Source organism: Gordonia hirsuta DSM 44140 = NBRC 16056 (assembly GCF_000333015.1).
In the GTDB taxonomy this organism is placed as follows: domain Bacteria; phylum Actinomycetota; class Actinomycetes; order Mycobacteriales; family Mycobacteriaceae; genus Gordonia; species Gordonia hirsuta.
Map to the genome: position 1 here is coordinate 1 of NZ_BANT01000062.1, position 8,678 is coordinate 8,678.

At 70.6% G+C, this 8,678-nt stretch carries 10 protein-coding genes; 7 read left to right on the forward strand and 3 right to left on the reverse strand.

What is annotated here, in order from left to right; all coding sequences use genetic code 11:
* From GOHSU_RS15675 to GOHSU_RS15685, 3 genes are all read left to right on the forward strand, one after another.
* The coding region (locus GOHSU_RS15675; RefSeq protein ID WP_005944075.1) for an FAD-dependent oxidoreductase at positions 1-838 on the forward strand (838 nt) is incomplete at its 5' end.
* On the forward strand, positions 835-1,053 hold the full coding sequence (gene thiS / locus GOHSU_RS15680) for a sulfur carrier protein ThiS (RefSeq protein ID WP_005944080.1): 219 nt from the start codon (positions 835-837) through the stop codon (positions 1,051-1,053). The genes GOHSU_RS15675 and thiS, both read left to right, overlap by 4 nt.
* Positions 1,046-1,825 carry a thiazole synthase gene (locus GOHSU_RS15685; protein ID WP_005944086.1) on the forward strand — a complete coding sequence of 260 codons (780 nt, stop codon included), beginning with the start codon at positions 1,046-1,048 and terminating at the stop codon, positions 1,823-1,825. Before thiS ends, GOHSU_RS15685 begins: the two co-directional genes overlap by 8 nt.
* 10 nt (positions 1,826-1,835) lie before the next feature.
* Here GOHSU_RS15685 and GOHSU_RS15690 read toward each other — a convergent pair whose 3' ends face one another.
* Complete coding sequence (locus GOHSU_RS15690; RefSeq protein ID WP_005944091.1) at positions 1,836-2,759, reverse strand: hypothetical protein; 924 nt, start codon at positions 2,757-2,759, stop codon at positions 1,836-1,838.
* A gap of 87 nt (positions 2,760-2,846) precedes the next feature.
* On the opposite strand from GOHSU_RS15690, the gene GOHSU_RS15695 reads away from it, so the two are divergent.
* Entirely contained in the window at positions 2,847-4,043 is a 1,197-nt protein-coding gene (locus tag GOHSU_RS15695; protein ID WP_005944097.1) for an ATP-grasp domain-containing protein, read from the forward strand.
* Here GOHSU_RS15695 and GOHSU_RS15700 read toward each other — a convergent pair.
* Positions 4,006-4,881, reverse strand: coding sequence for an alpha/beta fold hydrolase (locus GOHSU_RS15700; RefSeq protein WP_024333004.1), 876 nt, complete (start codon positions 4,879-4,881; stop codon positions 4,006-4,008). The genes GOHSU_RS15695 and GOHSU_RS15700 overlap by 38 nt on opposite strands.
* Before the next feature lie 75 nt (positions 4,882-4,956).
* On the opposite strand from GOHSU_RS15700, the gene GOHSU_RS15705 reads away from it, so the two are divergent.
* Both GOHSU_RS15705 and GOHSU_RS15710 read left to right on the forward strand, forming a co-directional pair.
* The gene (locus GOHSU_RS15705; protein ID WP_005944103.1) at positions 4,957-6,012 is read left to right on the forward strand and encodes an ABC transporter ATP-binding protein; all 1,056 of its coding nucleotides are present in this window, start codon (positions 4,957-4,959) and stop codon (positions 6,010-6,012) included.
* A complete protein-coding gene (locus tag GOHSU_RS15710) occupies positions 6,009-6,803 on the forward strand; it encodes a hypothetical protein (protein ID WP_005944106.1) in 795 nt (264 codons plus the stop codon). The genes GOHSU_RS15705 and GOHSU_RS15710 overlap by 4 nt, the downstream gene beginning before the upstream one ends.
* Before the next feature lie 31 nt (positions 6,804-6,834).
* Here the strand turns inward: GOHSU_RS15710 and GOHSU_RS15715 are convergent, their stop codons facing one another.
* On the reverse strand, positions 6,835-8,127 hold the full coding sequence (locus GOHSU_RS15715) for an acetyl-CoA C-acetyltransferase (RefSeq protein WP_005944109.1): 1,293 nt from the start codon (positions 8,125-8,127) through the stop codon (positions 6,835-6,837).
* A 90-nt stretch (positions 8,128-8,217) separates the two neighbouring features.
* Between GOHSU_RS15715 and GOHSU_RS15720 the strand changes: the two genes are divergently transcribed.
* On the forward strand, positions 8,218-8,678 hold a 461-nt coding region (locus tag GOHSU_RS15720), incomplete at its 3' end, for a PTS sugar transporter subunit IIA (protein WP_005944112.1).

Sequence of the window (8,678 nt, forward strand, 5' to 3'; positions counted from 1 at the left end):
GCTGCGCCGGCTGGGCGATCCGGCGGTGACCGTGGCCCACGACACCCTGCTGGTGGCCGGTTCGGCCGCCGACCGCGCCGACCTGGACGAGACGATGGCCTGTGCGCAGGCGATCGGCGCCGACACCGGGGCGCTCGCGCAGACGGCGGCGCAGCTGCGTGCGGCCGAACCGGCACTGGCGCGCACCCCCGCCGGGGGCTATCTGCTGCCGGGCGAGGGCGCGGTGGACAATCGCCGCCTGCTCGAGGCGTTGCGCGCAGCCCTGACCGCCGCCGGCGGCGAACTGGTGAGGCAGACCGTCACCGATCCGGCGGAGCTGCCGGGCGATCAGATCCTGCTGGCCGCCGGTCTGGACAGCGCCGCACTGGTGCCCGGGGGACTGCCGGGGCTGCGCGGGGAGAAGGGCGAGGTGATACGGCTGCGCCGCACCGGCTGGTCGGTGCCGCCGCCGCGGCGGGTGATCCGCGGTCGTTGGCACGGCCGCAACGTCTATCTGGTGCCGCGCATCGACGGGCTGGTGCTGGGCGCGACCCAGTACGAGGCGCACGATCGCGAGGACCGGCTGCCGCAGGCCGGCGGCGTGCTGGATCTGCTCACCGATGCGTGCGAGCTGTTCCCGGGGCTGCGCACCTACGAGATCAGCGAGGTGGCCGCCGGGATCCGGCCGATGTCGCCGGACGGGCTGCCGATGGTGCGGCGGCTGGATGGGCGCACCGTCCTGGCGGTCGGGCACGGCCGCAACGGCATCGCCCTGGCGCCGGGCACCGCCGCGCAGGTGATGACCCTGCTGGACCAGAACACGACCGAATGCGATCGACGAGAAAGGAAATCGAGATGAGTACGAGGCAGCAACCGGTGGAATTGACCGTCAACGGATCGGTGGTCGTCTTCGACCATGCCCCGGATGTGCCGATGCTGCTGGCACACCTGGGACTGCCCGAACGCGGGGTGGCCGTGGCCGTGGACGGAATGGTGCGCCCGCAGGCGCGGTGGGCCGAACCGATCGGCGCCTACGCCCGCGTCGACGTCCTGACGGCGGTCCAGGGTGGCTGATCATCTGGAGGCAGCCGATCCCCTGAAGGTCGCCGGACACACCTGGACCTCCCGGCTGATCATGGGCACCGGTGGGGCGCCGAATCTGGCGGTGCTGGGCCAGGCGCTGGCCGCCTCGGGGACACAGCTGACCACCGTGGCGATGCGGCGGGTCAGCCCCGAATCGGGCACCGGGCTGCTGGAGTTGCTGCGGCGCCTGGACATCGAGGTGCTACCCAACACCGCCGGCTGCCGCACCGCCGCCGAGGCGCTGCTGACCGCGCAACTGGCCCGCGAGGCTCTGGGCACCGACCTGATCAAACTGGAGGTGGTGGCCGATGAGCGGACCCTGCTGCCCGATCCGCTGGAACTGGTGGATGCGGCCGCGGCCCTGGTGGCCGACGGTTTCGCGGTGATGGCCTACACCAACGACGATCCGGTTCTGGCCCGTCGTCTGGAAGACACCGGGGTGGCCGCGGTGATGCCGCTGGGCTCGCCGATCGGCACCGGCCTGGGCATCGCCAATCCGCACAACATCGAGATGATCGTCGCGCGCGCCGGGGTGCCGGTGGTGCTCGACGCCGGGATCGGCACCGCCAGCGATGCGGCGCTGGCCATGGAACTGGGCTGCGATGCGGTCCTGCTGGCCACCGCGGTGACCCGGGCCGCCGATCCGGTGGCGATGGCCGCGGCGATGTCGCATGCGGTGCGGGCGGGCCGGCTGGCCGCCGGAGCCGGGCGCATCCCCAAACGGTTCTGGGCGCAGGCCTCCTCGCCGGACCGAGACTGCTAGCCGCAGCCGGTCAGGGGGAGCGGGAGCCGAGCTCCTCGGGGACCTCGCCGAACTGTTCGGGATCGCCCGAGCCGTACCAGGCGACCAGGATCGCACCGATCACCGAGCCGACGAAGCCGGTCACCGCCAGCCAGGCCAGCCCCGGCAGGGCGTGGTCGCTCAGGAACAGCACGCCGATCACACTGGGCCCGGCGGTCTCGCCGACCACCAGCACCGCGGTGACGACGTTGACCGCACCCACCTGCAGGGCGACGGTCTGGATGAAGAATCCGCTTGCCCCGGCGACCGCGATCGCCCAGGCGGCCGGATCGGTGATCAGCCGGACGGGATCCAGCGGTGCCACGCCCTCGAGCACGCGCACCGCGATCGCGATGATGCCGAACTGCAGGCCGCCGGTGAAGCCGCCGACGATCGCGGCGTATTCGCCGAACCGGTAGACACCCCACAGGCCGATGGCGCCCACCCCGAAGGCGGCGGCCAGCACGCCCCAGTGGAACGGCATGGAGGCGTGGTCGTCGGTGTGCGGGGAGGAGGAGATACCCAGCAGCGCCAGGGACAGCACCACCGTCCAGATGGCGACCCAGTCGCGGGTGTGCAGACGGATGTTGAGCATGAAGGTGCCCACCAGTGCGGTGACCACCAGGTTCGCCGAAACGATCGACTGGGCCAGGAACAGCGGCAGAAAGCGCGCGGCGATCGCTCCGCCGGCGAAGCCGATCACCACCATCACGGTGCCCAGGATGAAGGCGGGATCGCCCAGGGTGGCCACCGTCGACGCCATCGACGGCGAGGAGCCTGCGGCGGCGGGCGCCTGATCGCCGGCCGCTTCGCGCTCGGCTGTGGCCACCCGCCGGGCGCCCAGGGCCCGCAGGACGGTGGACATGCCGTAGGCCACGGCCGCCATCAATGCCGCGATGATGCCGATTGCGTACAACGTCGGGATCCTTTACGTGGCGGGCGGGCGGGGTGAACGAGCGATCTGGTGGTCGGGGATGAAGTGCGACAGTGAACCGTATCAGGTGTGACCACGGCGACCGGCTACGCTGAGGGAGTGGAGGAAGGTAAGCGTAAGCACATTCTGATCACCTTCGGACGATCATTCCTGACTCTGAACCTGGCGCGGCTGCTGGCCGCCGCCGGCCATCGGATCAGTGTCGCCGACAGTGCACCGATAGCCGTGAGCCGGTTCTCGAAGGCGGTGAGCGCTTTTCACCGGGTCAGTCCGCCGAAGTACCGGCCGCAGGAGTACTGCCGGGAGATCGCCGCGATCGTCGAGGAGAACGACGTCGACATGGTGATCCCGATTCACGAGGAGACCGACATCCTGGCCATGATGGCCGGGCTGTTCCCGCCGTCGTGCGATCTGTTCCTGTCCGACTTCGCGTTGGAAGACACCCTGCACAACAAGCTGCGGTATCAGGAACTGCTGGTGGAACTGGGGATCCCGGCGCTGAAGTTCCGTGCGATCACCGGCCCCGAGGACATCGCCGCGCTGGACTTCGACACCCCGTTCGCGGTCAAGCAGGCCTATTCGCGGGGGTCGCAGCACGTCTACAAGGCCTACCCCGGGGACACCCTCGAGCAGCTGACCTTCGATCCGACCAATCCGTGGATCGCCCAGGAATGGCTCGACGGCGACCGCTACTGCACGTATTCGGTCTGCCAGGACGGTGTCGTCTACGCCCACGCCACCTACCCGGTCAGCTACGCGATCGGGGGATCGTCGTGCCTGACCTTCGAACAGGTCGATCACCCCGGAGTCGAAGCCTGGGTCGCCGACCTGGTCGCGCGCACCGGCTTCACCGGTCACATCGGACTGGACTTCATCGAACACCCCGAACGCGGGCTGGTGACCATCGAAGCCAATCCGCGGGCCACCAGCGGGATCATGATGTTCTCGGCCGCCGACCGGGTCGACCGCGCCTTCTTCGGCGAGAACGACGGCGTGATCAAGCCGCAACCCGGCCGGGTCCGGATGATCGGTATCGGTATGGCGCTCTACGGCTGGCGTAAGGATTCGCTGCCGGGCAACAACTTCCGGCGCTTCTTCCGCGACTTCCGGGCCGCCGACGATGTGATCGCCGAGAAGGGCGACCTGGGGCCCGCGGTGATGCTGATCCCGGCCTACACCAACATCCTGGTGCACTCGATGCGCTACCGCGTCGGGCTGGCGGGCGGTTTCATGCACGACCACGAGTGGGACGGTCGCCAGATCTGATCCGGCGGCAGAAGTCGACGATCCGCACGGTCGCGGTGCGGTCCGGATCGAGCATCAGACCGCCGTGCGCCAGGCCGTTGACGGCCACGAACTGTGCGTTCGGGATCATCTCGGCGGCCGCCAGCGAGGTCTTCGGCGGAAAGAACAGGTCCTGCTCGTAGGCGATGACCAGGGTCGGCGCTTCGATGGCGGCCAGCCGCTCGCGCGTGGGCTCCCCGGCGACCATCCAGCTCTGGGAGGCGGCCAGCTGCCCGTGCCGGCCGTCCGGGGACGTCCACGAGGCGGGCCCGTTCAGCAGCATGTCCTTCCACACGCGCACGGTCTCGGCGTCCTGCAGCTGCGCGGTCGGCAGGGTGGTGATCAGGGTCTCGAAGGCTGCCACCGCGGCCGGGAGTTCGCCGAGCCGTTCGATCAGTTCCAGTTCCATCTCGTTGACCAGCCGGCCGATCTCCGAGGAGGCCAGACCGGCGCACAGCACCACCCCGCGGGCCAGGCCGGGCCGCAGCTCCAGGAGTGCTTGGGTCACGTAGCAGCCCATCGAATAGCCGACCAGGATCGCCTCGTCGACGCCGCAGTGGTCCAGCAGCAGTGCCGCATCCTGGGCCATCGTGGGCACATCGTAGGGCGGGGGCGGGGCGTCCGAGCCGGTCACTCCGCGCGCCGAATAGGAGATGACGCGGAAACCGGCCTCCAGCAGCCCCTGCGGGACGCCGGTGAACTGCCAGGTGGTCTGCGGCATACCCATCCCGGGGTTCAGCAGCACCACCGGGCCTTCGCCCTGGTCGCTGACGGTCAGCCCGATGCCGTTGGGAAGCTGCACGCGCTGGGTTTCGGCCACGACGCCGAGTTTAGGCCCTGTCTGCGCGGCCGTGTCCCCTCGCCGGGGCCCGGCCCGCAGGTGCATGATGGTGGGGTGATCGTTGTGGAGCACCTGGAGAAGAGATACGGCAGCCTGCTCGCGGTGGACGACGTCTCGTTCGCCGCGCTGCCCGGGCAGGTGGTGGGTTTCCTGGGACCCAACGGTGCCGGGAAGTCGACGACGCTGCGTATCCTCACCGGACTGACCCCGGCCACCTCGGGGACGGCGACCATCGGCGGATACCTCTACCGCGACATCCCGAACCCGGCGATGCAGGTCGGCACGCTGCTGGATGCGTCGGCGTTCCACAACGGGCGCACCGCCCGGGAGACGTTGCGGTTGAGCGCCCGCACCATGGGCCTGCCGGACAGGCGGGTGGATCAGCTGCTGGAGCTGGTGGGCCTGTCGTCGCAGGAGGCCGGCCGGCGGGTCAAGGACTATTCGCTGGGTATGCGGCAGCGGCTCGGCGTGGCCAATGCGCTGCTGGGAGATCCGGCGGTGCTGATCCTGGACGAGCCGGTCAACGGTCTGGACCCGGCGGGTATCCACTGGATGCGGGGCCTGCTGCGAGATTTCGCCGACTCCGGCGGCACCGTCCTGCTCAGCTCGCATCTGCTGCACGAGATCGAGTTGATCGCCGACCACATCGTGGTGATCGGCCAGGGCAGGGTGATGGCGCAGGGCCGGACCCGGGAGCTGGCCGGTACGCCGGACACCCAGGTGTCCTCGGTCGACGATGCGGCGCTGGCGGCGGCGTTGAGCGCGGCCGGTGTGACCAGCGGGCCGTCCCGCGACGGCGGACTGCAGGTGCAGGCCGAGCCGGCCCGGGTGGGCGCGGTGGCCGCCGAAGCCGGGATCGCGCTGACCGAACTGCGCCAGGGCGGCACCGGCAACCTGGAGCGGATGTACCTGGAACTGACCGCCGGCGCCCAGCGCGGTGCCGGCGGCATGCTGCCCGGTCAACCGGCGGCGCAGACCTACCCGCCGAGCACCTACCCACCCCAGCCGTATCCACCCCAGCCGTATCCACCCCAGCCGTATCCACCCCAGACCTATCCGCCCCAGACCTATCCGCCGGCCGCACCCGGCAGCACAGGAGGCCGAGCATGAGCGCCCCGACGGCCGCCCGCACGATCGACCCGAACGCGCCGGGAGTCCGGTTCGGCGCGCAACTGGCTGTCGAACTGCGCAAACTGGTCGACACCCGCGGACCGCAGGTGCTGCTGGGAATCCTGGCGCTGCTGTGGCTCGGGGTGATCGCGACGCTGTCGTTCGCCGGCAGCACGGTCTCCTTCGCCACCGGCGCCAACGGGTTCGGCGCGGTCACCCGGATCTTCGTCGGGGTGCTGGCGATCCTGCTGGTCACCAGCGAGTGGGGTCAGCGATCGGTGGTCTCGGCGTTCACCCTCGAACCGCGCCGGGAGCGGGTGATCGCCGCCAAGCTGGGCGCCGCACTGATCGCGGCGGGAGTGCTGCTGGGTCTGGGGCTGGCCCTGGCCGCACTGATCGCCGCGGTCCGCGGCGGCTCCTTCGGCGATGCGGCGCTGACCGTGCGCGGCGCCGGGATCCGGGCCCTGTTCGACGTCCTCATGGCCTTCGCGATGGGCCTGGCGATCCTGAACACCGCCGGGGCGATCGTCGGCTACATCGTGCTGCCCGAGATCCTGGTGCCGGTGCTGCTGCTCCTGATCTCGCTGCCGAGTGCGGACGACCTGAGCTCCGGCGGCACCGTCTACAACAAGATCGCGCCGTGGGTGTACCCGCAGGACAGTCTCAGCGCCCTGTCCGAAGCCGGAGCCGGCGGTCTGGCCTGGGCCAGAGTCCTGGTCTGCGCGGTGCTGTGGATCGGTCTGCCGGCGGTGATCGGGGTCTACCGGGTCATGTCCTCGGAAGTGAAGTGACCGCGCCGGGCCGGTAGCGGCCGCCGGCTGCTCAGACGGCTTCCATGATGATCGCCACGGACATGCCGCTGCCGGCGCAGATGGAGATCAGCCCGCGGCTGCCCGCACCCTTGTCGTGCAGCAGCTTGGCCATGGTCCCCACGATCCGGCCGCCGGTGGCGCCGAAGGGATGACCGGTGGCCAGCGAGCCGCCCCGCACGTTCAGCCGTGCGCGGTCGATCCGTCCCATCGGCTCCTCGCGGCCCAGTTCGGTGCGGCAGAAGTCGGCGTCGTCCCAGGCGGCCAGGGTGGAGAGCACCTGGGAGGCGAAGGCCTCGTGGATCTCGTAGTAGTCGAAATCCTGCAGGGTCAGCGCGTTGCGCCGCAGCAACTCGCTGACCGCATAGGCCGGGGCCATCAGCACCCCCTGGGTCTTGGGGTCGCCGTCGACGTAGTCGACCGCCCAGCTCTGCGCGTCGACGATGCGGGCCATCGGCGTCAGACCGCGCTGCTCGGCCCACTGCGCGGTACCCAGCAGCACCGCTGAGGCGCCATCGGTCAGCGTGGTCGAGTTGGCGGCGGTCATCGTCCCGTCGGGTCCGCCGAAGCACGGGGAGAGGCCGGCCAGTCGCTGCGCGGTCAGGCCGCGGCGCAGATTGTCGTCCTGGGCGAGCCCGGCGAACGGGGTCACCAGATCGTCGAGGAAGCCGTCGTCGTAGGCGGCGGCCAGACGGGCATGGGAGTTCAGGGCGATCTCGTCCTGGTCGGCGCGGGTCACACCCCAGGCCTCACCGGTGATCGCCTGGGCGGCCCCGGGAACCAGGTCGGTGCGGCGCTCACTGGGGCTGGGGATGTCGAAGTCCAGCGATAACGGGAGCCCGGCGGCCAGTTTCAGCCGTTCGGCGATGCCGGCGGCGGCATTGATCTTGACCAGCCGCCCGCGCAGCCGCGGACCGAAGCCGATCGGCGGATCGGAGGTGGTGTCGGCGCCGCAGGCGACCCCGGACTCGATCTGGCCGCAGGCGATCTTGTTGGCGATGTGCACCACGGTCTGCCCGCCGGTGGCGCACTGCTGCTGCAGGTCGACGGTCGGGGTGGAGCGGGCGATCGCGGTGTCCAGCAGCGCCTCCCGGGTGAGGCTGTGATCGCGGGCCAGTTTCACCACGGCGCCGCCGGCCACCTCGCCCAGGTGGGCACCGGCCAGACCGTACCGCTCCGCCAGGCCGTCGAGGGCGGCGGTGAGCATGGACTGGTTGGTCTGCTCCAGGTACGCGCCGTTGGAGCGTGCGAACGGAATCCTGTTGGCGCCCAACACGTATACGGGAGCCAGCTGCGGCGTAGACACGGACCGTGACATTACCTGGTGGCATCGTCGGACCCCCTACCGGTGGGAAACCCTCCCGCGTCCGCGCGGTCCCCGATAGCGTCCTGAAGCGTGAGTGCGCTGACTGATCTTCTGAGCCCGGATGCCATCGCGCTGGACGTCGCAGCAGACGACTGGCAGGAGGCCGTCGCCGCCGCGGGAGTCCTGCTGACCGAGACCGGAGTGGCCACCGAGCAGTACACCGTCGAGATGATCGACACGGTCCTGGAGAAGGGGCCGTACATCGTGATCGCCCCCGGCTTCGCCTTCGCCCACGCCCGCCCGTCGCCGGCGGTGCTGCGCACCGGGCTGTCGTGGGTGCGGCTGGCCCGGCCGGTGGCCTTCGGGCACCCCACCAACGATCCGGTGGACCTGGTCGTTGCGCTGGCGGCCACCGATGCCAAGGCACACACCACCGCGATGGCCGAGCTGGCGAAGGTGATCGGCGACGCGGACCGCCGGGCCGCCCTGGAAGGGGCGCAGAGCCCGGCGCAGGTGCTCGACGTCCTCGAGGGCACCGCCTCGGCGCCGCC

What these genes read in the sequence shown, in the direction of transcription:
- GOHSU_RS15710 (WP_005944106.1), top strand. Translation starts at nt 6,009, where the DNA reads ATGAGCGCCCCGACGGCCGCCCGCACGATCGACCCGAACGCGCCGGGA.
- thiS (WP_005944080.1), top strand. Translation starts at nt 835, where the DNA reads ATGAGTACGAGGCAGCAACCGGTGGAATTGACCGTCAACGGATCGGTG.